Here is a 26,878-nt window from a genome sequence, read left to right on the forward strand (position 1 = left end):
ATTGAGGCTTCCTCGAACAGGCCTGATACATAGATGCCACCGGGTAGCCATGTTCAAGGCAGGGTTGACAGCAACGGGCGAGTCCATACATAGGAGCTTGCCTGCAAGCGAATAGGGGGTTCGGCCCAAAAAATTCGCTTGCAGGCAAACTCCCACAGCAGCCTTGTAGCCTCGTCTGGGGAAGACAGCCATTCAGCCGGTCTTTACCTGCCCTGCCCCATTGGCGGTGTCACGGCGTTCGGCGTAGTCGATATAGAACGTCAGGCTGTCCGGATTGGCCATGGCATCCGGGTTGGCCACTTTATCCAGGGACTGCCCCAGCAGCAGCTTCTTGATGGGGAGCTCCATTTTCTTGCCGGTGAGTGTGCGCGGCACTTCCGGCGCTGGCACGATGTCGTTGGGCACATGCCGGGCGGACAGATTGTCGCGGATCGCCGCCTTGATGCGGCTTTTCAGATCCTCGTCCAGAACCTGCCCCTCGCGCAGCACCACGAACAACGGCATGAAGGATTCCCGTCCCAGGTATTCCAGATCCACCACCAGGCTGTCGAGGACTTCCGGGAACTCTTCCACCACCCGATAGATCTCGCTGGTGCCCATGCGGATCCCGTGGCGGTTGATGGTGGTGTCGGAACGGCCATAGATCACCGCGCCACCGCGCGGGGTGATGCGGATCCAGTCGCCGTGGCGCCAAATGCCGGGAAACACGTCGAAGTAGCTGTCGTGGTAGCGCAGCCCTTCTTCGTCGTTCCAGAAGTACAACGGCATGGACGGCATCGGTTTGGTCACCACCAGCTCCCCCACTTCGTCCTCCAGAATCCGGCCGTCGTCGGACATGGCATAGGTCGCCGTGCCCAGATACCGGCACTGCATCTCTCCGGAATAGACCGGCAGTATCGGGCAGCCGCCCACATAGGCCGCCGCCACATCGGTGCCACCGCTGATGGTGGCGATCATCACGTCACCCAGTTGATCCATGATCCACTGGTACCCCTCCTCCGGCAGTGGCGAGCCGGTGGAACCCACCGATCTGAGCCTGCCAGGGCTCAGCCATTGGCCAGGCTCGATTTCCGCTTTCTTGCAGTTGAGAAAATAGGCGGCGCCAGCGCCGAAGAAGGTCAGCTCGGTCTCCTCGGCGAAACGCCACAGCGTACCGAGATCCGGGTAACCGGGATTGCCGTCGTACAAACAGATGGTGCTGCCCACCATCAGACCGGTGATCTGTGAATTCCACATGATCCAGCCGGTGGTGGTGAACCACATGAAGCGGTCCTCCGGCCCCAGGTCCATATGCAGAGCGTGACCTTTCAAACCCTCCAGCAAGGTACCGCCGTGGCCGTGCACGATGGGTTTGGGCATCCCGGTGGTCCCCGAGGAGTACACCACCCACAGCGGATGGTCGAACGGCACCTGTTCAAACGCCATTGGCGCCTCGCCGGCGACCATGTCCTGCCAGAGATCGGCCCCATCCAGACGGGCCTCGGGGTTGAGGTAAGGCAGCAGGATCACTTGCTCCACCGTCGGCAGCGCCTCACGCAGCCCCTTTACCACCTCCAGGCGGTCGAAATCCTTGCCGCCATAGCGATACCCGTCCACCGCGATGATCACTTTGGGATCGATCTGGCGGAAACGGTCGAGCACGCTGCGGGTGCCCATGTCCGGGGAACAGCTGGACCAGATCGCGCCAACACTGGCGCAGGCACAGAATGCCACCACCGTTTCCGCCACATTGGGCAAATAGGCCACCACCCGGTCTCCGGGGCCGATCCCACGTTGGCGCAACCGGTCGGACAGGGCCGCCACCTGGCGGCGCAGCTCACCCCAGGACAGGGATTGCAGTGGACGAAGTTCGGAGCGGGAGAGGATCGCCGGACGATCGGGCTGGTCATGGTGAAAACGGAAGATCTGCTCCACCAGGTTCAGCCGGCTGCCCTCGAACCATTGGGCGCCGGGCATTTCATGGCTGTCGAGCACCTCGCTGTAGGGCTCCGAGGCAGCCACTTCGAAGTACTGCCAGATCGCTTCCCAAAAGGCTTCCAGGTGGTCCACGGACCACCGCCAGAGGGCGTCGTAATCGTTGAAATGTTCGCCCGTGCGCTGCTCCAGCCAACCTTGAAAATGATGCAGGCGGCTGTTGCGGATACGTTCCTCGCTGGGTTGCCACAGGGGCATCGGATCGGTTGTTGTCATCATAGCTCTCCTGAACACAGCCTCTGTATAGGCCGAGGCCGTTTATTGTTATTTCGCCATAAACCGGGCTTCGGAAGCCTATCCAACTCCGGAGGGCGGCGAAAGGTACAAGTATTCACGAACCGCTCGTCCGCGCGGTAAAAAGCAGCGCCATACCCGGACGGCTAGCCTTGGTCGCCCCCTGTTGGATAAACTGGGCCCATGAGTGATCTGTCCGAACTCCGCTTTTTCCGCACGCCGGCCCACCCCTGCAGCTACCTGGAAGGCCAGCAGGCCGCCACGCTGTTCGTGGACCCTCAGGTGCGCCTCAATGCGGCCCTGTACAGCGAACTGTCCCTGCTCGGCTTCCGCCGCAGCGGCGACTACCTGTATCGCCCGCACTGTGAGGCCTGTCACGCCTGTCTGCCGGCACGGGTGCGGGTGGCGGATTTCCAGCCTCGCCGGCGGCAGAAGCGGATCCTTCAGCGCAATAGCGATCTGATCGTGCGGCAGGAGCCGTCCCGCTACACCCGCGAATTCTACCGGCTCTACTCACTGTATATTCGCGAACGCCACGGTGACGGCGACATGTATCCGCCCTCCGAGGAGCAGTTTTCCAGCTTCCTGACCTGCGCCTGGACCGATACCCGCTTCTACTGTTTCCGTGATCCGGCCACCAAAAAATTGCTTGCCGTGGCGGTCACCGACGCCCTCAAGGACGGCCTGTCGGCGGTCTACACGTTCTTCGACCCGGCCGTCGCCGAGCGCGGCCTCGGCGTCAATGCCCTGCTCTGGCAAATCGAGGAATGCCGCCGTCTGGGCCTGCCTTATCTCTACCTGGGCTACTGGATCAGCGAATGCCGCAAGATGAGCTACAAGAGCCAGTACCGCCCGCTGGAACTGTTGATCAACGACGAGTGGCAGGAGTTTCACCCCCCCACTCCTCCGGGGCGTCGCCCTCCCATCGCCTAAACCTTTGCAGCATGCGTCCAATTCCGGCACAATTGCGCCTCCCTCCGTAGCCGACGACATCAGGGTACGCGCTGAATGGCGAAAGAAGAGCAAATTGAATTGGAAGGCGTGGTTCTTGAAACCCTTCCCAACACCATGTTTCGTGTGAAGCTGGATAACGGGCATGTGATCACCGCCCATATTTCCGGCAAGATGCGTAAATTCTACATCCGGATTCTCACCGGCGATCGCGTCAAGGTGGAAATGTCGCCCTATGATCTGAGCAAGGGGCGCATCACCTTCCGCATGAAGTAACGGCGGTTTTCCTTGATGCATAAAAAAACCCGGCATGCCGGGTTTTTTTGTTAGAGCCTGGCCATCCATGGCCGCGATCTTCAGCAGGTGGCTTCCTCCTGGGAGGCATCCACGGTCAGCAGCAGCTTGTCGTCGCGGACCACGACTCGCGCCCGACCGCCCTGCTCCGCCAGTTCGCCAAACAGCAGTTTCTCCGCCAGCGGCTTCTTGATCTGCTCCTGGATCAGACGGGCCATGGGGCGGGCCCCCATATCCTTGTCATAGCCGTGATCGGCCAACCAGGTGCGGGCATCCGCCTCCACTTCCAGCACCACGCCTTTCTCATCCAACTGCGCCTGCAGTTCCACCAGGAACTTGTCCACCACGCCGAGAATGGTTTCCCGCCCCAGCGGGTTGAACTGGATGATGGCGTCCAGCCGGTTGCGGAACTCCGGCGTGAAGGCTTTTTTCAACACTTCCATGCCGTCGCTGGACTGATCCTGTTCGGTGAAACCGATGGAGCGCTTGTTCAACACCTCGGCGCCCGCATTGGTGGTCATGATCAGGATCACATTGCGGAAGTCCGCCTTGCGGCCGTTATTGTCGGTCAGCGACGCGTTGTCCATCACCTGCAGCAGGATGTTGAACACTTCCGGGTGCGCCTTTTCGATCTCGTCCATCAACAGCACGCAATGCGGCGTCTTGGTAATCGCCTCGGTGAGCAGGCCGCCCTGATCGTAACCGACGTAGCCCGGAGGCGCGCCGATCAGACGGCTTACGGTATGCCGCTCCATGTACTCGGACATGTCGAAGCGCACCAACTCCACGCCCAGCGCGCGAGCCAGTTGCCGGCTCACCTCGGTTTTACCTACCCCGGTGGGACCGGCGAACATGAACGAGCCGATCGGCTTGTTGTCCGCCTTCAGCCCGGCGCGGGACAGCTTGATCGCCGCGGAGATGGCATCGATGGCTTCGTCCTGACCGAACACGGTCATCTTCAGGTCCCGCTCCAGATTGCGCAGCACTTCCTTATCGGAAGAGGACACCTGCTTCGGCGGAATCCGCGCGATCTTCGCCACCATGACTTCCACGTCATCCTGCTCGATGATTTCACGGCGCTCGTTTTCCGGCCGCAGGCGCTGCCAGGCACCGACCTCGTCGATCACATCGATGGCCTTGTCCGGCAGGAAGCGGTCATTAATGTAGCGCGCGCTCAACTCCGCCGCCGAGCGCAGTGCCGCGTCGGTGTATTGCACGCCATGGTGCTTCTCGAAGCGGCTCTTGAGCCCCTTGAGAATCCCCACGGTATCCTCCACCGACGGTTCCACCACATCCACTTTCTGGAAACGGCGGGACAGTGCCCGGTCTTTTTCAAAAATGGTCCGGTACTCCTGAAAAGTAGTGGAGCCCATGCATTTCAATTCCCCGGAAGCCAGCAGCGGTTTGAGCAGATTGGACGCGTCCATGACACCGCCGGAAGCCGCGCCGGCACCGATGATGGTGTGAATTTCATCGATGAACAGAATCGAGTTGTCCTGCTTGCGCAACTCCGCCAGCAAACTCTTCAGCCGCTTCTCGAAATCACCGCGGTATTTGGTGCCGGCCAGCAGCGCGCCCAGATCCAGGGAATAGACCACCGCGTCCTGCAGCGGCTCGGGCACCTGACCTTCCACGATCATGCGCGCCAGCCCCTCGGCAATGGCGGTCTTGCCCACACCGGGCTCGCCCACGAGCAGCGGATTGTTCTTGCGCCGCCGGCACAGGATCTGCGCCGCCCGTTCAATTTCAAACGCCCGTCCGACCAGCGGGTCGATCCGGTCCGCCCGTGCCAGCTCGTTCAGATTGGACGCATAAGCCTCCAGGGCGTTGGCCGAGGCGCCCCCTTCGGGGCCACCGCCGGCTTCGATATCCGGCTGTTGAGCATCATCCGCCTCCTGCTGCGGAGAGACACCGTGGGAGATGTAATTGACCACATCCAAGCGGTGCACGTCCTGGCTGTTGAGCAGGTAAACCGCCTGGCTTTCCTGCTCATTGAAGATCGCCACCAGCACATTGGCGCCGGTCACTTCCTTCTTACCCGAGGACTGCACGCTGAACACCGCGCGTTGCAGCACCCGCTGGAAACCCAGCGTCGGCTGTGTATCACGCTCATCGTCACCGTCATCCGGTAACAGCGGCGTGGAATCGCTAATGAACTGAGTCAGGGCCTCGCGCAGCTCATCCAGATCCGCGCCGCAGGCGCGCAGCACTTCCAACGCGGCATCGTTGTCCAGCAGTGCCAACAGCAGATGCTCCACGGTCATGAACTCATGACGGTGGCTTCGTGCGTGATGGAACGCCTCGTTAAGGGTAAGTTCCAGTTCTTTGCTGAGCATAGGCTACCTCACTACTCGTCACCCTTGGTGTCGGGCTGGCCGGCCTGAAATCAGGCCCTTGGGCCTGAATCAGGCCTTCTCCACCTGACACATCAGCGGATGCTGATGTTCCCGGGCGTAATCGACCACTTGCGCGGCCTTGGTCTCGGCGATATCCCGGGGAAACACCCCGCACACCGCCTTGCCCTCGGTATGGACCGTCAGCATGACACGAGTGGCCTGCTCGCGGTCCATACGAAAAAAGGTTTCCAGTACCTCAACGACGAAGTCCATCGGTGTGTAGTCGTCGTTGAGCATGATCACTTTATACATGGATGGGCGCTTTAGCCGTGGCTTGCTCGCCTCCACGGCCAGATCGCCCTGACGATCGGGATCCGCCGGCTGATCCGGCCCCAGGCGTATTCGCGCCCCCCGCTCGTTACCCGTGAAAAACACCTTGTGCTGCCTTTTCATGCGTCTCTCTGAAGTTTGTATACCCGCGGGCGCCGACAGGCAATCCACTAATTGGGGCATTAACCGCTATTTTTCAATCCCACCATCAAGACTTGACACTCAGTTTTCCATGATGAAAAGTTGGGCAGAGCGCGACCCAGGGGATCTCTGAATCCAGCAATGCCGGATGTTCCGGGACTTTCCGGCCCGTTCGGCGCATCTCAATCCACATCATGCCGAGGCCGGCGGCAAGGTCTTCATAGCAACCCGCTATGATAGCCAGAGCAAAGCCCCATGGCCGACGGCGTTGATGTTGGATATTGACGTCAGTGATCCAGGCCCCGCCCGGGCGGGGATAACAAAAACAATGTACAGCCATAGGTTACCGTGCGATGACCGGTTGTCATACAGAACACCGGCACGGCGGGACACCCGGAACACACCCCCGGGGCAACATGAGGGACGACCATGGCAACGGGAACGGTAAAGTGGTTCAACAACGCCAAAGGGTATGGCTTCGTTCGGCCGGACGAAGGTGGCGACGATCTGTTCGTGCACTACTCCTATATACAGGAGAAAGGTTACAAAACCTTATACACAGGACAGAGTGTGGAATATGAGCTGCTCGAGGCCAGCAAGGGTTACCATGCGGTGAACCTGAAGCCGGGAGCGGTTCCCACCACCCGCCGGCACCGGCAAGGCCGGAGGCGGGAGCGGGAGAAAAGCGCCCTCTCCACCTGAGTGAGCGCTTCACCGGAGGGGATGGGAATCAGTTCCCCATGTGTTCGATCACGGCATCGCCGAATTCGGAACACTTCAGCAGCGTGGCATCGGGCATGAGACGCTCGAAATCGTAGGTCACGGTCTTGGCGGCAATCGCCCCTTCCATGCCATTGATCACCAGATCGGCGGCGTCTTCCCAGCCCAGGTGGCGCAGCATCATCTCGGCGGACAGGATCAGTGAACCCGGGTTCACCTTGTCCTGGCCGGCGTACTTCGGCGCGGTGCCGTGAGTGGCCTCGAACAGCGCCACGGAGCCGCCAATGTTGGCGCCCGGCGCGATGCCGATGCCGCCCACTTCCGCCGCCAGGGCGTCGGAAATGTAGTCACCGTTCAGGTTCAGCGTGGCGATCACGCTGTACTCCGCCGGACGCATCAGGATCTGCTGCAGGAAGGCATCCGCGATCACGTCCTTGATGACGATCTCTTTCCCGGTACGCGGATTCTTCATCACCATCCAGGGGCCACCGTCAAGCAGCTCGGCGTTGAAGCGGTCCCGGGCCAATTCGTAGCCCCAATCCTTAAAGGCCCCCTCGGTGTACTTCATGATGTTGCCTTTGTGCACCAGGGTGACGGAATCCTTGTCATTATCGATGGCGTACTGGATCGCCTTGCGGACCAGACGCTGGGTGCCCTCGCGGGACACCGGCTTGATGCCGATACCACAACCTTCCGGGAAACGGATCTGGGTAACCCCCATTTCCTCGCGCAGGAAGCGGATCAGTTTGGTGGCTTCGGGACCGTCCGCGGCCCATTCGATGCCGGCATAGATGTCTTCGGAGTTTTCACGGAAGATCACCATGTCGGTCAGTTCGGGGTGGCGTACCGGGCTGGGTACCCCTTCGAACCATCGCACCGGGCGCATACAGGTATAAAGGTCAAGCTCCTGGCGCAGGGCCACGTTCAGAGAACGGATCCCTCCGCCCACCGGAGTGGTCAACGGTCCTTTGATACCTACGGTGAATTCCCGCATGGCCTCCAAGGTTTCTTCGGGCAGCCATACATCCGGCCCGTAAACCCGGGTGGCTTTTTCACCGGCATAGATTTCCATCCAGGTGATGCCACGCTTGGCGCCATAGGCTTTTTCCACCGCGGCGTTAACCACTTTTATCATCACCGGCGAGATATCAACGCCGATGCCGTCCCCTTCGATATACGGAATGATCGGGTGGTTGGGGACATTCAGGGATAGGTCCGCATTAACGGTGATTTTGTCACCGTCTGCCGGAACCACGATCTTTTGGTATCCCATCTACACTACTCCCTCTGAGAATAACCGTGGAATTCGGTTGCCGGGCGAGTATACCATCGAGTGGATAACCTTGCTTGGCCTTCATGGGCCCGAACCGACGATTTTCCCAATGGCCCGGCTTATTTTGTTTAACAAACCCTTTCAGATGTTGTCCCAGTTCACCGACACCCGTGGGCGCCGGACCCTCAAGGAATCGCTTCCCGTGGAGGGCGTCTACCCCGCCGGCCGGCTGGACTGGGACTCCGAGGGATTGTTGCTGCTCACCGATGACGGCGGCCTCCAGGCGCGCATCGCCAGCCCGCGCTTTCACCTGCCGAAAACCTATCTGGTACAAGTGGAAGGCGCTCCCGGTGAAGACGATCTAGAGCCGTTGCGCCAGGGCATCACGCTCAAGGACGGCCCCTGCCGGCCGGCGCGGGTCCGGCGTATCGACGAACCCTCGTTATGGCCGCGCCAGCCGCCGGTGCGCACGCGGCTCACGGTACCCGACCAGTGGCTGGAACTCACCATAGACGAAGGTCGCAACCGCCAGGTGCGGCGCATGACCGCGGCGGTGGGCTTTCCCACCCTGCGGCTGGTGCGTTGGCGCATCGGCGACTGGAGCCTGGATGGCTTGCAGCCCGGTCAGTGGCGTGACGAAACCGTGCACCTGCCCAAGGCCCCGGCGCGGGGCGGGCCATCCCGGCGCCGTTCTCCTCCACGTCAGCGGCGCGGGAAAGCGCGCCGGTCGTGACGAGCCCCCCGGCGTTGCGATACCATCTGGCGCCCGCCATGCCTGGAACGGCCAATCTATGAACAGCTTCGAACCGCACATTACGGTAGCCACCGTGGTGGAGCAAGACGGACGCCTGTTGTTCGTGCGAGAACACCAGGACGGAGCGCTGGTGCTCAACCAGCCCGCCGGTCATGTGGAATTCGGCGAGGACCTGATGCAGGCCGCCTACCGCGAAACCCTGGAAGAGACGGCCTGGCAAGTGGAAGTCACCGACCTGCTCGGCTGGTATATTTTTCAGCCGTTCAAGGGCGCCGGAGTATACTACCGGGCCTGTTTCGTCGCCCGTCCGCTGAAACACGACCCGCGCCAGAAACTGGATCGCGGCATCGAGGAAGCGGTCTGGCTGACACCTCAGGAGTTGTCCTCACGGCAGGCCGAGCACCGCAGCCCGTTGGTGATGCGTTGCGTCTCCGATTACCTGAGCGGCCGGCGCCTGCCGCTGGACAGCATTTATCAGCACCCCTGGCCTTTGCAGCAGGGCTGAACCCATCACTACACGGTTGCTCGCCATGTCGGAACTGCCTGCTCCTTCCACCCTCACCCCGGAATCCACCCGCGTCATCGTCGGCATGTCCGGCGGTGTGGATTCCTCGGTGGCCGCCGCCCGCCTGCTGGAGGCGGGTTATCAGGTGGAAGGCCTGTTCATGAAGAACTGGAACGAGGACGACGGTACCGAATACTGTACCGCCCGGGAGGACCTGCTCGACGCCATGCAGGTGGCTGGCGTATTGGGTATGGAGCTGCATACGGTGAATTTCGCCGGCGAGTACTGGGACCGGGTGTTCGAGCACTTCCTCGAGGAATATCGGGCCGGCCGCACTCCCAACCCGGACATCCTCTGCAACAAGGAAATCAAGTTCCGCGCCTTCCTGGATCACGCCGTGGCGCTGGGCGCCGACGCCATCGCCACCGGCCACTACGCCCGGGTCGAGCATGGGCATGGGCCCGCCCGGCTGCTGCGCGCGGTGGATACCAACAAGGACCAGACTTACTTTCTGCACGCGGTGGGCGGCGACAAATTCGCCCGCACCCTGTTCCCCCTGGGTGATCTGCACAAACCGGAAGTGCGCCGCCTGGCCGGGGAGAAAGGCTTCGACAACCACAAGAAGAAGGATTCCACCGGCATTTGCTTCATCGGTGAGCGCCGCTTCAAGGACTTCCTGGAGACCTATCTGCCAGCCCAGCCCGGTATCATCGAGGACGACCATGGCAAGGTGATCGGCCGGCACGACGGACTGATGTACTACACCCTGGGCCAGCGCCAGGGACTGGGCATCGGCGGCCGCGCCGACGGCAACGATGAACCCTGGTACGTGGCCGCCAAGGATCTGAGCCGCAACGTGCTGATCGCGGTGCAGGGCCACGACCACCCGCTGCTGTTCAGCCGTGAGTTGACCAGCGCGCCGGTGGACTGGGTGGCCATGGCGCCGCCGGCCCTCCCCGCCCGGCTTACCGCCAAAACCCGCTATCGCCAGCCCGATCAGGCCTGTACCGTGGAGAACGCCGGCGACGGCCGGGTACGCGTGGTGTTCGATCAGCCACAACGAGCGGTCACCCCGGGTCAGTCGGTGGTGTTTTACCACGGCGACGCCTGTCTCGGCGGGGCCGTGATCGAGGAGACACGATGACCGAGCAACCCCTGTCCCTACAGCAACAGCAAATGCTGGCTCTCGGCGCGGTATTCGAGTGCGCGGTCATGGCGGACCAGATCGCCACCCGTGGCGACGCCGATCCGGCGGTACTGGCGTCGCTGTTTGAATCAGTGCTGGTGATGGACGCCACCGACTTCGACACCATCTACCCGCGCCCGGGCCGCTTCCAGGATGGCCTGCGCCTGCTGCGCAAGAGCCTCAACAGGGAACAGAACCGGGACGCCGCCCGCCCTCTCAGCTATGGGCTGGCGCTGCTGCATCTCTCCTCAAAACTGCGCAAGAATGACGACGTGGTGAATATTCTGCGTAACCGGCTACTGGCCCTGGAAGGTCAGCGCGCCCATTTCGAGGATCTCACGCAACCCGGCTTCTGCCACCGGTTGGCGGGTATCTATGTGGATACGCTGGGCACGTTCCGGTTCCGTATCCGCGTGCAGGGCGACCCGGCCAAACTGCAGGACGAGGACAACGCGGCCCGCATCCGCGCCCTGTTCCTGGCCGGTGTGCGGGCCGCCTTTCTATGGCATCAGATGGGTGGCCGGCGCTGGCGTTTGCTGTTTCAGCGCAAAGCGCATCTCGATATACTAAACAGCATAAAAATCAATGAATTAAACTAAACAAATAAAGTAAAATATAAAGAAAATCGCCCCTCATGAGCCGCGATTTTTTCGTCCTTCGACCTTCGTCATAACCCACGCGGCGCTTCCCGATTTGCTGTATGATAGCGCCGCTTTCGGTTTTCCTGTCTAGGAGTGCTTCATGTCCAGCCTTACTCACCTTCGTGCCATTTCTCCGGTGGACGGCCGCTACGCCGGCAAAGCGGATGCCCTGCGCGACATCACCACCGAATACGGCCTGATCCGCTACCGGGTTCATGTGGAAGTCAGTTGGCTGGAACAGCTGGCCCACGAGAAGGCCATTCCGGAAGTCCCGCTGATGAGCGGCAAGGCCGCCTGGCATCTGCGCGGCATCACCCGTGAATTCGAGGAGAAGCACGCCGAGCGCATCAAGGAAATCGAGGCCACCACCAATCACGACGTCAAGGCGGTGGAGTACTTCATCAAAGAGTGCATGGCCGAGCACGAAGAGCTGGACAAGATGACCGAGTTCGTGCACTTCGCCTGCACCAGCGAGGACATCAACAACCTCTCCTACGCGCTGATGCTCAAGGAAGCGCGCGATGCCCTGCTGCCGAAACTGGATCAGGTCATCAACGCCATTCGCAAGCTGGCCCATGCCAACGCCGACCGGCCAATGCTGTCACGCACCCACGGCCAGTCCGCCTCCCCCACCACCGTGGGCAAGGAAATGGCCAATGTGGTGGCACGCCTGCAACGCCAGCGCGAACAATTCGCGGCGGTACCGGTGCTCGGCAAGATCAATGGCGCGGTGGGCAACTACAACGCCCACCTGGCGGCCTATCCGGAAGTGGACTGGGAAACCTTCGCGCGCCGTTTCGTCGAGGGGCTGGGACTGACCTTCAATCCCTTTACCACACAGATCGAACCGCACGACTGGATCGCCGAATACTTCCACGCTCTGATGCGCTTCAACACCATCCTGCTGGACTTCGACCGCGACGTCTGGGGTTACATCTCTCTCGGTTACTTCAAACAGAGAACCGTTGAAGGCGAAGTGGGTTCCTCCACCATGCCGCACAAGGTCAATCCGATCGATTTCGAGAACTCCGAAGGCAACCTGGGGCTGGCCAACGCGATGATGGATCACCTCGCCGCCAAGCTGCCGGTCTCCCGCTGGCAGCGCGATCTCACCGACTCCACCGTGCTGCGCAATGTGGGCGTGGGCCTGGCCCACAGCCTGATCGCCTATGAAGCCAGTCTCAAAGGCATCGGCAAACTGGAAGTGAACCCGACCCGTCTGGAAGAGGATCTGGAGCACGCCTGGGAAGTACTGGCCGAGCCCATTCAGACGGTAATGCGCCGCTACGGCATCGAGCAGCCCTACGAGAAACTCAAGGCCCTGACCCGTGGCAAGGCCATCACCGAGGAGGCTCTGATTGCCTTCATCGACACCCTGGCGATCCCAGAGGAAGCCAAAGCGCGACTCAAGGAACTGACTCCGGCTTCCTACGTGGGCAGCGCCGGCCAGCAGGCACGGGCAGTCTGATCTTGGCCACCGAGCTGCCCCGCTTCACGCTGCCACTGCCGGCGGAGACCTTTCTCGAGCGGCACTGGCAGCGGCGCACGCTGTTCATGCCCGCCGCCGCTAGCGGCCTTGACTACCCCGACGCCGACACCCTGGCCGGACTGGCGCTGGAAGCGGAGGTGGAATCCAGGCTGATCCGGGGTGCCGGCGAGGGCCCCTGGTCGTTGCAGCAGGGACCGCTGGAAGAGGATGCGTTCGAGGGCCTGGGCGAGCGGGACTGGACCCTGCTGGTACAGTCCGTGGACCACTTTCTGACACCGGTGAGCCTGCTGCTGGACGATTTCGGCTTCGTGCCGGGCTGGCGTCTGGAAGACATCATGATCAGCTACGCCGCCGAGGGCGGCAGCGTCGGCCCTCATTTCGATCAGTACGACGTGTTTCTGATCCAGGCCAGCGGCCATCGCCATTGGAAAATCGGACCGCATTGTGACGACGCCGCGCCGCAGCGCACTGATACGCCGCTGAAGATGCTGGCGCACATGCCCTGCGAACAGGAGTTCCATGCCGGCCCCGGCGATGTGCTGTATCTGCCGCCGGGCGTCGCCCACCATGGCGTCGCCAGCGACAGCGATTGCGTCACCTGGTCAGTGGGATTCCGGGCCCCGGATTACCGTGACCTGCTGGCGGAAATGGTGGCCGAATGTCTGGCCAATCAGCCCGAGCAGCTCTACCGCGACGCCGGGCGCGCGCCCTGCCCGGATCCGGGGCGGCTCGAACAGAACGATCTGGACAACCTGCTGTCTGCTTCCCTGGGCTTGCTGGACCGCGCCCAGGCAGCCCGGGCGGTGGCCCGCTGGCTGAGCACACCGCGTCAGAACGGTCTTGATTTTATTGTGGACGAAGAGCAGATTCGCGCCGGCGCACCGGACGCCGCGCTGGTACGGCACGGCGGTGTGCGCCTGCTTCGTCAGGGCGACCATGCCTGGCTCAACGGCGAATGCTGGACACTGGACGCGGAGCAAGCCGCACTGGTGGACCTGCTGGCCGGGCAACGCCGCTACCGCAACGACCAGTTGGAGCCGCTGCTGACCCGGTCCGCCGGCGAGCTGCTCAATCATTGGATCGATCAGGGCTTCTTTGCCCCGCTTTAACCGAGAACACCATGGCCTTTAGCATCATCGAAACCACTTGGGACGAACACGAGCCGGCGCTGCGTTTGCTGCGCGAAACCATTTTCATCGGCGAGCAGAACGTGCCGGAAGAACTGGAGTGGGACGGCGAGGATTCCAGTGCCTGTCACTTTCTCGCGCTCGACCAGCGGAACCAGCCGGTGGGCTGTATCCGCCTGCAGAGCAGTGGCCAGATCAGCCGCCTGTGCGTGCTCTCGAACAGCCGCAACAGCGGTATCGGCAGAGCCCTGCTGGTGGCCGCCGAGGAAGCCGCTCGGGCCCGTGGCATGCAGGAGATCTTCCTCAACGCCCAGACCCACGCCACCAGCTTCTATGAAGCGGCGGGCTTCGCCAGTTCCGGCGGCATTTTCATGGATGCCCATATCCCGCACCGGCAAATGTTCAAGTTGCTGAAATAACCCGTCACGCCACGACGGAACAATAATCAGAAGAAGAGAGCCCCATGTCCGACACCACCCAATATTTCCTGGAGCAATCCCGTCTGCCACGCCAGTGGTACAACATCATGGCGGACTTCCCGGAACCGATGGCCCCGGTGCTGCATCCCGGCACCCGTCAGCCGGTGGCCCCTTCGGATCTGGCGCCCTTGTTCCCGGATACCCTGATCGCCCAGGAAATGACCGCCGAGCGTTATGTGGATATTCCGGCAGCGGTGCTGGACGTCTACAAGATGTGGCGCCCAAGCCCTCTGATCCGTGCCCGCCGCCTGGAAAAGGCGCTGGATACGCCGGCGCGCATCTACTTCAAATACGAGGGCGTGAGCCCGGCCGGCTCGCACAAGCCGAACACCGCCGTGGCCCAGGCCTATTACAATGCGGAAGCCGGCACCCGCCGTCTGACCACCGAAACCGGCGCCGGCCAGTGGGGCTCTTCCCTGGCGTTCGCCGGCAGCCTGTTCGGTCTCGAGGTGCAGGTATTCCAGGTCAAGGTGTCCTATCAACAAAAGCCCTATCGGCAGGCACTGATGCGCACCTACGGGGCCGAGTGCATCCCCTCCCCGTCCAATCTCACCAACGCCGGCCGCGCCATACTGGCGGAGAACCCCGATCACCCGGGCAGCCTCGGCATCGCCATCAGCGAGGCGGTGGAACTGGCGGCCCAGGCCGACGATACCAAGTACGCCCTTGGTTCCGTGCTCAACCATGTGATGCTGCATCAAAGCATCATCGGCCAGGAAGCCCTGCTGCAGATGGAAATGGCCGGCGACGATCCGGATATACTGATCGGCTGCACCGGCGGCGGCTCCAACTTCGCCGGCCTGGTGTTTCCGTTCCTCGGCGAGCAACTGCGTGGTGGCCGCGGCCGCCGCATCCTGGCGGTGGAGCCGGCGGCCTGCCCGACCCTGACTCAGGGCCGGTTCGCCTACGACTTCGGCGACACCGCCCACCTGACACCGCTGACCAAGATGCACACCCTGGGCTCCAGCTTCACCCCGCCGGGCTTCCACGCCGGCGGCCTGCGTTACCACGGCATGGGCCCGCAGGTTTCCCACGCGTTGCAACTGGGGCTGATCGAAGCCCGCGCGTACGCCCAGACCGGCTGCTTCGAGGCGGCGGTGCAATTCGCCCGCCACGAAGGCATCGTGCCGGCGCCAGAGTGCTCCCACGCGGTCAAGGCCGCCATCGACGAAGCGTTGCGCTGCAAGGAAGAAGGCCAGGGACAAACCATCCTGTTCAACCTGTCCGGCCACGGTCATTTCGACATGCAGGCCTACATCGATTTCTTCGATGGCAAACTGGAAGACCGCGAGTACGACGCCGCCGCCGCGGAAGTGGCGCTGGCGCAGTTGCCTCAGCTCGGTTGAGGCCCGTGACGGCAACACGCGGAATCGCGGCTTGTGCGCCGCGATTCAATCCGCCGACCGGGTAAACCGCCACGCGCACCACACCGCTAACAGCGCCATCGGCAGCACCGCCATGAACACCACCGGAGCTGCCCGCTCGGCGCTTTCCGGCGACAGCCCCTCCGCCACACCGGCCAGATTGGCCGCCAACCCCGCCAGCACCGCGCCCACGGCACCACCCACCTGGCGCACCGCGATCAATGCCGAAGAGCCAATGGTCCGGTCTCCTTCCGCCAGCGCCCGCAGCAAGCGCCGGTTCATCAGACTGGAGCCCCAACCCAGGCCCAGACCGCAGATTGCCGCGCCCATCAATACCCAGAGCACCGGCGACGTCATAACGGCGGCCAGCAACAACACCCCGAGTAAAACCGTCAACGCGCCGATGCGAATCCAGCGGCGCTCGCCCTTCCGATCCGCCCCGGAAACCGCCAGCGCCGCCAGTGTCCAGGCCATCGCCTGCACCGCCACCACATAGCCGGCCCGCAATGGCGACAGCCCCTGTAGCGCTTGCAGAATCGGCGGGCCGTAGATCAGCAACGCCATGGACGCCGCCGTCACCGCCGCCATCGCCGCGTAACCGGCCCCCACGGTGTGCCGCAGTTGCCAGGCCCCGGCGGGTAACAGGCGGTTCTCTCCGCGTTGATCCCGCCAGCGCAACCACGTCAGCATGCCGATGGACAACAGCAGCAGTCCCAATACCCAAAGCCAGTGTTCCGCCAGACTCGCCAGCACCAGCGCCGCCACCCCCACCGCCAACAATCCCAGCTGCGGCCAGGGCACCCGGGCACCGCGCTCCGCCGGGGCGGCGCCACGAAACAGCAGTAAAGCGGCGAGTACGAACAGCAATGCCTGGGCAGAGAACAACCAGAACACGCCACGCCAGCTGCCGCTCCCGGCAAACACACCCCCCAGCAAGGGGCCGAGCACCGTGGCCAGCGCCCAAATCGCGGTGGCCGAGGCAAACACCCGCGCCAAATGCCGCTCCGGGAAGAACCGCGACACCGCCACCATGGCGAAACCGGAAATCCAGCCCCCACCCACGCCCTGCACCCAGCGGCCAGCCAGAAAGGTGAAAATATCCGGCGCCAGCGCGGACACCGCGCACCCGGTCGCCAACACCAGTCCGGCGCCCGCGCTGGCACGCGCCAAACCGTATCGCTCCGCCAATCGCCCCGCGCTGGCCACGGCCAGGATCGTTCCGATCATGAACAGCGCCACCGCCCAACTGAAATACGCGTAGCCGCCCAATTGCCGCGCCACTGTCGGCATGATGGTGGCGGTGACCAGACTTTCCGCCGCCCCCACCCAGATACCGAGCCAGATCAGCAACAGGCGCGGCCCACGCCGGCCTGAACAGAGATCACGCCAAGTGTCGGACTGGGGCGCTGTGGGAACGGGCATGCGGGGCCTCCTCTCAGGCGGCCCCTGGGCCACCCCCCAGTATCGCGCTAAGCCGCCAGAGCTGATGGCCGCTGAGCCGGTATTTCTCCTCGAAATCGGTCAGCGTCTCCTCGGTGTCCGCCACCGGCGTCACCGATGCCGTGATCCCGGCCAGCGCCAGCGCCGCCGCCAACTCCTCCAGATACAACCGCCAGTTACTGCGCGCCTCCAACTCGCCGCCCAGGGCGAGCAGATGCGGAAATACCGGGTGTCCGTGCCAGCGTCGCTTCAGATGGGCACTCTTGGGCCACGGATTGGGGTACAGCAGATAATGGCGTTGCACACGCCAGCCGGCATCTTGCGCCAGCCGCCAGAATCCGGCGCAATCGCAACGCACCAGCCGCAGGTTTTCCGGCAGCGCTTCGCCGAAACGCCGCTCGCCCCGCTGCAGCCGGTGTTCGGACTGGTCCAGTCCGAGCACCCTCGCCTGCGGGAAACGGCGGGCCAGCATCACCGAGGACCGGCCGGTACCACAGCCAGAATCCAGGATCAGCGGCCTCGCATCGTCGCCGAGCCATTGCCGCGCCTGATCAAACGCCCGGCGGTCATGCTCCGCCAGCGGCGCCCGCCAGGGCTGCGACAAATGGCGGCGCACGGTGGCCTCCAGGCGCTCGTGCGGTCCGGTCTGGTTCGACACCACGGGGGAACTGTTGGCAAACATGAAATTGTTGTGATCCGCATGAAGTTGGGATGGCGACCGTTTGCTATTCTTTCAGCAAGCCGCACGGAGGCACCATTATGCGTTTTAAAAGACCGTTTTTCCTCCCGTCGACGGATTTATCGGGGCACCGATAATAATGGTCCGCCGATGCCTCGTATCATTGCTTCTGCTGTGCGCCGGCCTCAGCACCGCCGAGACAGCCAAACCGCCGGCGAACGCTGCCCTTCAGGGCGAGTTCGGAGTACTCAATCAACAAGGCGCGCTGATCGAACATCGGCGTATCAAGGACGGCAAGCGGCACGGCGAGCAACGCTATTACTATGAAAGGAGCGGCGAAAACGGGCAGGAAGAAGGGCGTGTGGAAAAGGGCCCTCTGAGACGCATCGCCCAGTACCGGAATGGTGTTCAATCCGGCCTGGAACAGTGGTTCGACCGCGCCGGACACCTCACCGAGGAGATTCCCTACCGGAATAATCAGGTACACGGTCAAGTGCGCCGTTACTACCCTGACGGTAATCTGCGCGAACAAGTCTGCTTTGTCCGGGGCAAGAAAAACGGCGTGTTCAGCTATTTTGACGAGAGCGGCCGCGTCACCGCCCGGGGCACGGCGCAAAGTGCCGGCATCGTCGAAACACGCTTCTGGGGCAAGGACGGTGAATTGACCCAGCACCAAGTCGAGTATCGACGAGACTCGGAGGGGCGCTTCCTGGACAACGCGCCGCTATGGCTGATCATTACTGCCCGCTACCACCAGCACCAGCCGATCCAGGCTGACATTCACTACGCCGAGACCGGTGAACGCTGGCTTGAGCGTTTCGAAAAGGGCGCCCTGGTGGAAATTCATCATACCGTCAACGGCCTGCCCGAGGGTCTGAACATCAGCCGGAAAGGAACACGTGTCTACCGGGAGACCTATGTCAAAGGTCGCTTGCATGGCCCCTGGCGTCTGCAAACGGCCACCGGTACGCCCTTGCTGTGGGGGCAATATCGTGACGGCAAACGGGTCGGCGAATGGCATCAGCGCGGCCGCGACGGCACCATCGAAACCATTAATGCCGGCGATGGCGGATAACAACGCCTGAACCGCGTACTCTTTCCACCATCCAAAGGATGAGTATCGCCACAAATCAATCCGCCCTCAGCAGGGCTATGATAACAAGCGCATCATGACCAAGAGGCCGCCATGACCCCATTCATCCGCACCCTGGCCCTGCTACTGGGCCTGATCCTGACCGGCCCTGCCCTGGCACAGATGTCCATCCATGTGATCCAGCGGGCCGACGCTGAAGCTCTGGTGCCGGTCATCGAACCGTTGCTGCCGGAAGGCGGCTCCGTCAACGCCTACCAAGGCCGGCTGGTGATCCGCACCAGTCAGGAGAATTTTGATCAAATCCTCAATGCCCTGGGCGACATGCCCGCCGCGCCACGCACGGTATCGGTGGTTTTGCGGCGGCGCCAGAACAGCGAAGGCGACGACCGCGTATTGAAAGTCGAGGGCGGCCGGGTCACCGTGAGCGGCGGCCGGCACCGGCAGCAGCGCGAGGACCAGTACCGTATCAACACCCTCTCCGGGCATCCGGCCAGTGTCGGTCAGGGCACGCTGATCGCCCTGGCTGGCAGCCAGCTGCCCGCTTTATTGAGCCTGAAACAAGGGATCGATATTCTGCCTCTGCTCACCGCCGACAATCAGGTGCGCCTGCGCATCAGCCAGCGCTTCGAACAATTGAGCCATGGCACCGTCGCGGACACCCAGAGCACCGCCACCACCCTGCAAGTGCCCCTGGGCCAGTGGACGCCCTTGGGAAACATAGAAGTGCACGAACAAACCCGGAGCCAGGGTTTGGGCGGCGCGGAGCAACGCAGCAGTACCGTCACTCTGCCATTGGAAATCAAAGTCGACCTGGTCCACTGACCAGCCCACCGGAGCGGCAATGGAAACCACCACCCTGGCCAACAGCGACCTAACCTGCAGCCGGATCACCCTGGGCACCCAGACCATGGGCGCCGGAGCACGGGACAGCGCTGGGTGGGATCGCCATAACGCTCTACAGGCCATCCTGGAGGCGGTGGAAAACGGTATAACCACCATCGACACCGCTCCCCTGTACGGCTTCGGAGAATCCGAAGCGCTGGTGGGCGAAGCGCTGCACCGTGGCCGTCTGCGACAGCATGTGACGCTGTCCACCCAGGCCGGACTGGACTGGCACGACGGCACCCCGTTCCGTGACGCCCGGCCGCAACGGCTGTTCGAGGAAGTGCACGCCAGCCTGCGGCGCCTGCGCACCGATGTCATCGATCTGTACCAAGTGCACTGGCCGGATCTGGCCTGCCCGCTGGAAGACACCGCCGGGGCCATGGCCACACTGCGGCGCCAGGGCAAGATCCGCGCCGTCGGCGTCAGCAACGTCACCGGCCAGCAGCTGCGCGCCTTCCACGCCCTCTGTCCGCTCACCGCGGTTCAGGTACCCTACAATCTGTTCGAACGGGGTATTGAAGAGGATCTGCTGCCCACCGCCCGGGAGCTGGGCATCAGCGTGCTGGGTTACAGCGCTCTGTGCCGTGGCCTGCTGTCCGGCAAGATGCGTCCACACACCCGTTTCAGCAGCGACGACCTACGTAACCACGACCCCAAATTCCAACCTCCCCGCTACGCCCAGTACCTTGAGGCGGTGGACGCCCTCAACACGCTGGCCCGCGACAACGGCTTGAGCGGCGTGCTGCCGCTGGCGGTACGCTGGCTGCTGGACCAGCCCGGCGTCGATCTGGCCCTCTGGGGCGTGCGTCGCCCGGAACAGATCCTGCCCATGCTGGAGTTGGACGGCTGGCATCTGGATGATGCTTTGAACGCGGAGATCGAACGTATACTGGCCGACACGATCACCGACCCGGTGGGGCCGGAGTTCATGGCGCCGACGGGTCGGTAGAACCGCTGAAAATTCCGGTTGATCAAGCCCTGCCTCCCCACAGTTGGGGATCAGCCCGCTGACACACAACACCTTCCCACGCCAACGCCTCATTCGCTGCTAAAGCAGCTTCCCACAGCGGCTCCGTACTCTCTTATGGGAAGCTGACTTGGGCAGCGAATCGGCTCGCGGTTGTCCACGCGTCTTGCACTAAAAAGGGCCTTTACTCTCACACCAAAGGCGGCGTCCGCTCGGCGAACTGGCCGTTCCAGTACGGATAGTAGGGATACGGCGGCGTCACGGCGCTGGCCTTGTCGAGCCGGGCGGCCTGTTGCTCCGTCATGGACCAGCCCACCGCGCCCAGGTTGTCGCGCAATTGCTGTTCGTCGCGGGCGCCAATCAGCACCGAGGACACCGTGGGCCGGCGCAGCAGCCAGTTGATCGCCACCTGCGGCACGGTTTTGCCGGTTTCCTCCGCCACTGTCAGCAACGCATCCACCACGTTGTAGAGCCGTTCTTCCTCCACTGGCGGGGCGAAGCCGGCGGTTTCATGCAGACGGCTGCCCTCGGGCAGCGGTTGCCCGCGACGGATTTTGCCGGTGAGGCGTCCCCATCCCAGCGGGCTCCACACCAGCGCGCCCAGTCCCTGGTCCTGGCCCAGCGGCATCAGTTCCCACTCGTAGTCGCGACCGATCAACGAGTAATAAGTCTGGTTGGCGACGAAGCGGCTGTAGCCGTAGCGATCCGCCGCCGCCAGGGACTTCATCAGTTGCCAGCCGGAGTAATTGGAGGCGCCGATGTAACGGACCTTGCCGGAGCGCACCAGATCGTCCAGGGTCGCCATCACCTGTTCCACCGGCGTCATGGCGTCGAAGTGGTGCAGTTGCAGCAGGTCGATGTAATCGGTGCCGAGCCGCTTCAGCGACTGTTCCACCGCCCGCACCAGATGATGACGGGAGGCGCCGACGTCATTGGCGCCCTCTCCGGTTCGCAGGCTCACTTTGGTGGACAGAATCACCTGATCTCGACGGCCGGCGACGGCGGCCCCAAGCACTTCCTCGGAGGCGCCGTCCGAGTACACGTCGGCGGTGTCGAACAGGGTCACGCCGGCCTCCAGACACAGGTCAACCAGCCGCCGCGCTTCGTCCACGCCGCTATTGCCCCAGGCGCTAAACAGAGGCCCTTTGCCGCCGAAGGTGCCGGCGCCGAAGCCCAGCACCGGTACTTTGAAGCCGGAGCGTCCCAGATAACGGTGTTCCATGATTGTGTCTCCTTGCTCTGATGTCATTCGCCTGCAGACAGGCTCCCACAGCGGCTTCGTAGTGACGTTCGAGGAACCGGCCTCAGGCACAGTCCCCGGTTTCAAGCAGCGGCGCGCGCTGGCGTTCCCGCCGCAGCGCCCACAGCGCCAGGGCGAGGCCGGACAGCGTGACCGCCGAGGCCACCCAGGGGATGCCGGTCAAACCGGTGCCGGAGTGAATCACCGCGCCGCCGAGCCAGGCACCCAGGGCGTTACCCAGATTGAAGGCGCCGATATTGAAGCTGGAAGCCAGACTGGAGGCGCCCTCGGCACGGCTGAGCACCCACAGTTGCAGCGGCGCCACGGTGGCGAAACTGGCGGCACCAAGCAGGCCGACGAACACCACCGCGGTGACCGGGTGCCGCAGCGCCGGGCCGGTCATTGCCAGCACCAGCGCCAATATCGTTAATGTCACGCCGATGGCGCGCGGCAGGTTACGGTCGGCCAGCCGGCCACCGGCCAGATTGCCGGCGATCATGCCCATGCCGAAGACCAGCAGAATCGAGGACACCTGCGCTTCGGAAAAGCCCGCCAGGCGGACCAGCATGGGCTGGATGTAGGTAAAGACGGTAAACACGCCGGCGTACCCCAGAACGGTGGTGAGCAGCCCGAGCAACACAGTGGCGCGCCCGATGACGCGGAAGCCGTCGCGGAATGATTCCCCGACCTGCCCGCCCTGATCGGCGGGCACCAGGGTCAGGATCACCAGGGTGGCCAGCACGCCGACACCAGTGATGGCCCAGAACGAAGTCCGCCAGCCGTGCTCCACGCCCAGCCAGGCCCCGGCCGGCACGCCCAGCAGGGTGGCCACGGTGAGGCCGGTGAACATGATGGCGATGGCGCTGGCACGCCGATGCGGCGCTACCAGGGAGGTAGCCACCACCGAGCCGACGCCAAAGAACGTGCCATGCGCCAGGGAGGTCATCACCCGCGCCACCATCAGCACGGTGTAGTTCGGCGCCAGGGCACAGGCCAGGTTGCCGACGGTGAAGATCAGCATCAGCCCCACCAGTACCCGCTTGCGGGACAGGCCGCCGGTGGTGGCGGTCAACAAAGGCGCGCCGACGAATACGCCCAGGGCGTAGCCGGAAATCAGCAGGCCGGCGGCGACGATGCTGACGCCCAGATCGTCCGCCACCTGCTGCAGCACGCCCATAATCACGAATTCAGTGGTGCCGATGCCAAAGGCACCGATGGTCAGCGCGTACAGCGCCCAGGGTATACCGCCCTGTCGCGGGTCTTTCATGACCGTTCTCCGTTGGAATGGGATAGAGAGACGGCATGCTAGGGCTTTACCTCTTTCACAAAAACAATATAGCCTTTTATTCACTTTTAAAATTTCATTGAAAATAACTCTCCATTTTTGCCTTGGACGAACCATGGAAAGACTCAGTGACATCGCGCTGTTCCTACGCGTGCTGGATCAGGGCTCGATCAGCGCCGCGGCACGTACCCTCGACCTTTCCGTGGCGGTGGCCAGCCAGCGTCTGAAGCGGCTGGAACGGGATCTGCAGGTACGTCTGCTGCACCGCACCACCCGCCGTCTCCACCCTACCCCCGAGGGCCGGCTTCTGGCGGAGCGGGGGCGGTTGCTGGTGGAAGACCTGGAAGCCCTGGCCAACGGGCTCAGGCAAAGCGCCAACGAGATCAGCGGCACCCTGCGTCTGGCGCTGCCACCGGCATTCGGGCGTCAGTATATTTCCCGGCTGCTACCCGGTTTTTTGCAACGCTACCCGCAAGTGCGCCTGGACGTGCATCTGAGCGATGACCAGGTGGACCTGGTGGGGGAAGGGTTTGATCTCGCCATTCGTATCGGCGTACTCAAGGACTCCTCCCTGGTGGCGCGGCGGCTGGCCGACGACAAGCGGGTGCTGTGCGCCTCCCCCGATTACCTGGCCCGCCACGGCGTGCCCGCCCATCCCCGGGAACTGGCCGATCATCCTTGTCTACTGCTGACCAGCCATCCGGACCGGCAGGACGTCTGGGATCTGCGCGACCCGGACGGACGGCCATGCCCGGTCAGAGTCAGCGGCCCGGTCCGCGCCAATCAGGGGGAGTTGCTGACCGAAGCCGTGCTCGCCGGCCTGGGCATTGCCCAGCATTCGCTCTGGCACATCCACGAACACCTGTGCCAGGGCCGTCTCAAGGTGGTGTTGGCGGATTATCAATTGGCCGACACCGCCATCCACGCGGTAATGCCGCAACGCAAGCAGGTACCCCCAAGGGTGCGGGCCTTCGTGGAGTTCGTATCGGAAAGTCTGGGAGAAGCGCCGTTGTGGGAACGGCTGCCGGAGGGAAGCCGGGCGTGAACGGGCACCCCGGCTCGAATCCGTCTCTGTGGGACGAGTTGCTGTAGGAGACTGCCTGCAGGCGAATCTTTCGTTCAAGAGCCCATTCGCCTGCAAGGCAAGCTCCTACAGCGGCTTCGTAGTCCCCTTCGTGGCAAGAAGCGGGCCCGGATTAACCGGCCAGTTTGGCTTTCAGTTCACGACGACGGCGGTGCAGGACCGGCTCGGTGTAGCCGCTGGGCTGCTCGCAGCCCTTGAACACCAGATCACAGGACGCCTGGAAGGCGATGCTGTCATCGAAGTTCGGCGCCATGTCCATGTAGGTCGGGTCACCGGCGTTCTGCTTGTCCACCACCTGCGCCATGCGCTTCATGGACTCCATCACCTGTTCCTCGGTGACAATGCCATGGTGCAGCCAGTTGGCGATGTGCTGGCTGGAGATACGGCAGGTGGCGCGGTCTTCCATCAGGCCCACGTTGTTGATGTCCGGCACCTTGGAACAGCCCACGCCCTGGTCGATCCAGCGCACCACGTAGCCGAGGATGCCCTGGGCGTTGTTGTCCAGTTCCTGCTGGATTTCATTGGCGGTCAGTTCGCCTTCCAGCAACGGAATGGTGAGGATGTCGTCCAGGGAGGCGCGACCGCGGCTGGCCAGTTGTTCCTGTACCTGCTGCACGTTTACTTCATGATAGTGCATCGCATGCAGGGTGGCGGCGGTGGGTGACGGCACCCAGGCGCAGTTGGCGCCGGCTTTCGGGTGACCGGCCTTGGTGGCCATCATTTCCGCCATTTCGTCCGGCTTCGCCCACATACCTTTACCGATCTGGGCCACGCCTTGCAGGCCGCATTCCAGGCCGATATCCACGTTCCAGTTTTCGTAGGCGTTGATCCAGGGCATGCCTTTCATATCGCCTTTGCGCGCCATCGGGCCCGCTTCCATGGAGGTGTGCATCTCGTCACCGGTACGGTCGAGGAAACCGGTGTTGATGAAGATCACCCGGTCCTTGGCCTGGCGGATACATTCCTTCAGGTTGACCGTGGTGCGGCGCTCTTCGTCCATGATGCCGATCTTCAGAGTATTGGCCGGCAGACCCAGCGCTTTTTCCACCCGCTCGAACAGTTCCACCGCGAACGCCACTTCTTCCGGACCGTGCATTTTCGGCTTCACGATGTACACGGAGCCGGTGCGGCTATTGCGGAAATCGGCGCCGTCCTGCTTCTTCAGATCGTGGATGGCGGCCAGCACGGTGACCATGGCGTCCATGATGCCTTCCGGGATTTCCTCACCGTTGTGCAGGATCGCCGGGTTGGTCATCAGGTGACCGACGTTGCGCACCAGCAGCAGGGAACGGCCCGGCAGCACCAGCTTGCCGCCATCCAGCGCGGTGTATTCACGGTCCGGGTTGAGGGCGCGGGTCAGGGTGCGGCCGCCCTTGTCGAAGCTTTCCTTCAGGTCACCTTTCATCAGGCCCGCCCAGTTGCGATACACCTCGACTTTGTCCTCGGCGTCCACCGCGGCAACGGAGTCCTCGCAGTCCTGAATGGTGGTGATGGCGGATTCCAGCAGCACGTCCTTGACGTTGGCCGGGTCCTCGGCACCGATCGGATGTTGATCGTCGATCTGGATTTCCGCATGCAGATTGTTGTGCTTCAGCAGCACGCCGCTGGGACGCTCGGCGTCGCCCAGGTAGCCGCGCAGTTGGCCTTCGTCGGCCAGACCGGATTCGCCCTCTTTCAGGCTCACCACCAGCTTGCCGTCGCGGATCGCGTAGCCGGTGCTGTCCTTGTGGGAGCCATTGGCCAGCGGGAAATAGGTGTCGAGGAAATCACGGGCAAAGGCAATCACCTTGTCACCGCGTTTCGGATTGTAAGCGCCACCGCGCTCGGCGCCGTCTTCCTCGGAGATGGCATCGGTACCGTAGAGCGCGTCATACAGGCTGCCCCAACGGGCATTGGCGGCGTTCAGGGCGAAACGGGCGTTCTTCACCGGCACCACCAGCTGCGGCCCGGCAATGTGGGCGATCTCGTCGTCCACGTTCTGGGTGGCCACTTTGAAATCATCGCCTTCCGGCAGCAGGTAGCCCAGCTCGGTGAGGAAGCGCTTGTATTCCGGCAGGTCGATCTGCTTGCCCTTGCGCTCCAGATGCCAGCCGTCGATCTTCTCCTGGATTTCGTCACGCTTGGCCAGCAAGGCCTTGTTGCGCGGCGCCAGGTCGGCCACGATCTGTTCCAGCTGCGCCCAGAAGTGTTCCACATCCACACCGGTACCCGGCGCCACTTCGTTGACTACCAGATCATGAAGTTCAGCGGCGATTTCCAGTCCGCCCTTTTTAATGCGATCGGTCATGTGCTCCTACCTTCTGGTCGAGTCGAAAACAAGGCCCGGGCGGCGCGGTGCGCGAGGCCCAGAGGCCGGAAAGCGGCGGCATTTTACCCGAAACACCGCCATGATTCATGCCATCAACCG

General features: G+C 63.0%; 24 protein-coding genes. 15 read left to right on the top strand and 9 right to left on the bottom strand.

What is annotated here, in order from left to right; translation table 11 throughout:
• Positions 1-192: 192 nt before the first annotated feature.
• The gene (locus CRO06_RS12175; RefSeq protein WP_022996398.1) at positions 193-2,190 is read right to left on the bottom strand and encodes an acetoacetate--CoA ligase; all 1,998 of its coding nucleotides are present in this window, start codon (positions 2,188-2,190) and stop codon (positions 193-195) included.
• Positions 2,191-2,391: 201 nt separating this feature from the next.
• Here CRO06_RS12175 and CRO06_RS12180 point away from each other — a divergent pair, with 201 nt between their 5' ends.
• Both CRO06_RS12180 and infA read left to right on the top strand, forming a co-directional pair.
• Positions 2,392-3,141, top strand: coding sequence for an arginyltransferase (locus CRO06_RS12180; RefSeq protein WP_022996397.1), 750 nt, complete (start codon positions 2,392-2,394; stop codon positions 3,139-3,141).
• A 75-nt stretch (positions 3,142-3,216) separates the two neighbouring features.
• Positions 3,217-3,435, top strand: coding sequence for a translation initiation factor IF-1 (gene infA, locus CRO06_RS12185; protein WP_014994331.1), 219 nt, complete (start codon positions 3,217-3,219; stop codon positions 3,433-3,435).
• A gap of 80 nt (positions 3,436-3,515) precedes the next feature.
• On the opposite strand, the gene clpA is transcribed toward infA, so the two are convergent.
• Both clpA and clpS read right to left on the bottom strand, forming a co-directional pair.
• A complete protein-coding gene (clpA, locus tag CRO06_RS12190; RefSeq protein ID WP_022996396.1) occupies positions 3,516-5,789 on the bottom strand; it encodes an ATP-dependent Clp protease ATP-binding subunit ClpA in 2,274 nt (757 codons plus the stop codon).
• Between the two features lie 69 nt (positions 5,790-5,858).
• Positions 5,859-6,242, bottom strand: coding sequence for an ATP-dependent Clp protease adapter ClpS (clpS, locus tag CRO06_RS12195; RefSeq protein WP_022996395.1), 384 nt, complete (start codon positions 6,240-6,242; stop codon positions 5,859-5,861).
• Between the two features lie 447 nt (positions 6,243-6,689).
• On the opposite strand from clpS, the gene CRO06_RS12200 reads away from it, so the two are divergent.
• The gene (locus tag CRO06_RS12200) at positions 6,690-6,962 is read left to right on the top strand and encodes a cold-shock protein (RefSeq protein WP_022996394.1); all 273 of its coding nucleotides are present in this window, start codon (positions 6,690-6,692) and stop codon (positions 6,960-6,962) included.
• A gap of 28 nt (positions 6,963-6,990) precedes the next feature.
• Here CRO06_RS12200 and icd read toward each other — a convergent pair whose 3' ends face one another.
• On the bottom strand, positions 6,991-8,253 hold the full coding sequence (gene icd, locus CRO06_RS12205) for an NADP-dependent isocitrate dehydrogenase (RefSeq protein WP_022996393.1): 1,263 nt from the start codon (positions 8,251-8,253) through the stop codon (positions 6,991-6,993).
• A gap of 109 nt (positions 8,254-8,362) precedes the next feature.
• Here icd and CRO06_RS12210 point away from each other — a divergent pair, with 109 nt between their 5' ends.
• The 8 genes from CRO06_RS12210 to CRO06_RS12245 all read left to right on the top strand — a co-directional run bounded on the left by CRO06_RS12210 (position 8,363) and on the right by CRO06_RS12245 (position 15,780).
• A complete protein-coding gene (locus tag CRO06_RS12210) occupies positions 8,363-8,986 on the top strand; it encodes a pseudouridine synthase (RefSeq protein ID WP_022996392.1) in 624 nt (207 codons plus the stop codon).
• A gap of 58 nt (positions 8,987-9,044) precedes the next feature.
• Positions 9,045-9,512: an NUDIX hydrolase gene (locus CRO06_RS12215; RefSeq protein ID WP_022996391.1), complete on the top strand. Its 468-nt coding sequence runs from the start codon at positions 9,045-9,047 to the stop codon at positions 9,510-9,512.
• A gap of 25 nt (positions 9,513-9,537) precedes the next feature.
• Entirely contained in the window at positions 9,538-10,656 is a 1,119-nt protein-coding gene (gene mnmA, locus CRO06_RS12220; RefSeq protein ID WP_063139633.1) for a tRNA 2-thiouridine(34) synthase MnmA, read from the top strand.
• Positions 10,653-11,297 carry a high frequency lysogenization protein HflD gene (gene hflD / locus CRO06_RS12225; protein ID WP_022996389.1) on the top strand — a complete coding sequence of 215 codons (645 nt, stop codon included), beginning with the start codon at positions 10,653-10,655 and terminating at the stop codon, positions 11,295-11,297. Before mnmA ends, hflD begins: the two co-directional genes overlap by 4 nt.
• A 142-nt stretch (positions 11,298-11,439) precedes the next feature.
• Positions 11,440-12,807 (top strand): adenylosuccinate lyase, encoded by a 1,368-nt coding sequence (gene purB, locus CRO06_RS12230; protein ID WP_022996388.1) that lies wholly within the window; start codon positions 11,440-11,442, stop codon positions 12,805-12,807.
• Between the two features lie 2 nt (positions 12,808-12,809).
• A complete protein-coding gene (locus CRO06_RS12235) occupies positions 12,810-13,937 on the top strand; it encodes a cupin domain-containing protein (RefSeq protein ID WP_022996387.1) in 1,128 nt (375 codons plus the stop codon).
• Between the two features lie 11 nt (positions 13,938-13,948).
• On the top strand, positions 13,949-14,374 hold the full coding sequence (locus tag CRO06_RS12240) for a GNAT family N-acetyltransferase (RefSeq protein WP_022996386.1): 426 nt from the start codon (positions 13,949-13,951) through the stop codon (positions 14,372-14,374).
• Between the two features lie 44 nt (positions 14,375-14,418).
• The gene (locus tag CRO06_RS12245; protein ID WP_063139638.1) at positions 14,419-15,780 is read left to right on the top strand and encodes a TrpB-like pyridoxal phosphate-dependent enzyme; all 1,362 of its coding nucleotides are present in this window, start codon (positions 14,419-14,421) and stop codon (positions 15,778-15,780) included.
• Positions 15,781-15,825: 45 nt separating this feature from the next.
• Here CRO06_RS12245 and CRO06_RS12250 read toward each other — a convergent pair whose 3' ends face one another.
• On the bottom strand, positions 15,826-17,220 hold the full coding sequence (locus tag CRO06_RS12250) for an MFS transporter (RefSeq protein ID WP_097058542.1): 1,395 nt from the start codon (positions 17,218-17,220) through the stop codon (positions 15,826-15,828).
• Positions 17,221-17,233: 13 nt separating this feature from the next.
• Positions 17,234-17,920, bottom strand: a complete 687-nt coding sequence (gene trmB / locus CRO06_RS12255; RefSeq protein ID WP_167374836.1) for a tRNA (guanine(46)-N(7))-methyltransferase TrmB — start codon at positions 17,918-17,920, stop codon at positions 17,234-17,236.
• Between the two features lie 160 nt (positions 17,921-18,080).
• On the opposite strand from trmB, the gene CRO06_RS12260 reads away from it, so the two are divergent.
• From CRO06_RS12260 to CRO06_RS12270, 3 genes are all read left to right on the top strand, one after another.
• A complete protein-coding gene (locus tag CRO06_RS12260; protein ID WP_179746579.1) occupies positions 18,081-18,992 on the top strand; it encodes a toxin-antitoxin system YwqK family antitoxin in 912 nt (303 codons plus the stop codon).
• A gap of 111 nt (positions 18,993-19,103) precedes the next feature.
• Complete coding sequence (locus CRO06_RS12265; RefSeq protein WP_097058544.1) at positions 19,104-19,832, top strand: hypothetical protein; 729 nt, start codon at positions 19,104-19,106, stop codon at positions 19,830-19,832.
• Between the two features lie 19 nt (positions 19,833-19,851).
• Positions 19,852-20,844: an aldo/keto reductase gene (locus CRO06_RS12270; RefSeq protein WP_097058545.1), complete on the top strand. Its 993-nt coding sequence runs from the start codon at positions 19,852-19,854 to the stop codon at positions 20,842-20,844.
• A 208-nt stretch (positions 20,845-21,052) separates the two neighbouring features.
• Here the strand turns inward: CRO06_RS12270 and CRO06_RS12275 are convergent, their stop codons facing one another.
• Both CRO06_RS12275 and CRO06_RS12280 read right to left on the bottom strand, forming a co-directional pair.
• Positions 21,053-22,084, bottom strand: coding sequence for an aldo/keto reductase (locus CRO06_RS12275; RefSeq protein WP_097058546.1), 1,032 nt, complete (start codon positions 22,082-22,084; stop codon positions 21,053-21,055).
• 82 nt (positions 22,085-22,166) lie between these two features.
• Positions 22,167-23,369, bottom strand: coding sequence for an MFS transporter (locus tag CRO06_RS12280; protein ID WP_097058547.1), 1,203 nt, complete (start codon positions 23,367-23,369; stop codon positions 22,167-22,169).
• A gap of 133 nt (positions 23,370-23,502) precedes the next feature.
• On the opposite strand from CRO06_RS12280, the gene CRO06_RS12285 reads away from it, so the two are divergent.
• A complete protein-coding gene (locus CRO06_RS12285) occupies positions 23,503-24,432 on the top strand; it encodes a LysR family transcriptional regulator (protein ID WP_022996819.1) in 930 nt (309 codons plus the stop codon).
• A gap of 151 nt (positions 24,433-24,583) precedes the next feature.
• Here CRO06_RS12285 and CRO06_RS12290 read toward each other — a convergent pair whose 3' ends face one another.
• Positions 24,584-26,758 (bottom strand): malate synthase G, encoded by a 2,175-nt coding sequence (locus CRO06_RS12290; protein ID WP_097058548.1) that lies wholly within the window; start codon positions 26,756-26,758, stop codon positions 24,584-24,586.
• Positions 26,759-26,878 lie beyond the last annotated feature (120 nt).

The organism is Alloalcanivorax xenomutans, from assembly GCF_900217905.1.
GTDB lineage: Bacteria > Pseudomonadota > Gammaproteobacteria > Pseudomonadales > Alcanivoracaceae > Alloalcanivorax > Alloalcanivorax xenomutans.